The organism is Rhodococcus sp. 14-2496-1d (assembly GCF_002259365.1).
Classification (GTDB): domain Bacteria; phylum Actinomycetota; class Actinomycetes; order Mycobacteriales; family Mycobacteriaceae; genus Rhodococcoides.
The window spans coordinates 1-664 of record NZ_NPFV01000049.1 but is presented as its reverse complement, the minus strand read 5'-3'; the positions used below and the strand labels follow the sequence as shown (position 1 = coordinate 664).

1 protein-coding gene is annotated in these 664 nt (G+C 65.5%); it reads left to right on the top strand.

Going from position 1 to position 664, the window contains the following annotated elements; translation table 11 throughout:
- Positions 1–49 precede the first annotated feature (49 nt).
- Positions 50–664, top strand: a 615-nt coding sequence (locus CH296_RS28325) for a DUF222 domain-containing protein (RefSeq protein WP_143546469.1), incomplete at its 3' end; no start/stop codon positions are given.

The following is a 664-nucleotide window of genomic DNA, read 5'->3' as shown; positions in this document are numbered from 1 at the left end:
TTTCAGTTCGAACGCACGTTCTGAAATGTTGCTCACCGGGGGGTGAAAGATGGGTGCACTGCCAGCTGTGTCACTGGAGGCGTTGACCGCTGCCGCGTGTGCGGAGAATCGGCAGGCCGCCCGGAAAATCACCGCCTGTTACGAGGTCCATCGGAGCTGGATCACCCTCGACGCCGAACACAAGCATTACAGCCGGTACGGGCGCACCGAATTGGCCGTCGCGTTGGGGTGCTCGGCGACGGTCGCCGAATCGTACGTGTCCATCGCCGTCGCCTTGCACACGCGATTGCCCCTGTTACGCAGAGCATTCGAGGGCGGGGAGGTCGACCTTCCGCGGGTGCGGACGGTGTGCCGGATCCTCGACAACCTCTCCGACGACATCGTCACCTCCGTCGAAGCCGAGGTCGTCGAGGCAGCCCACCGGTTGTCACCGGGTCCGCTCGAGAAGGAGATCTGGGACATCCTGCTGCGGGCCGCCCCCGAGGAAGCTGCCGCACTACGCGAGTTCGCGAAGAGGTTCCGGACCGTCACCTACACCCCGGCCGGGGAACTGGCCCGGATCCGGGCGGAGTTGACCGCCCCGGAAGCTGCCGCTGCGTGGCAGTTGCTCGAGGAGATGGCCGACACCTTGTGCCCGAAAGATCCGCGCGGGAAGAAGGAACGC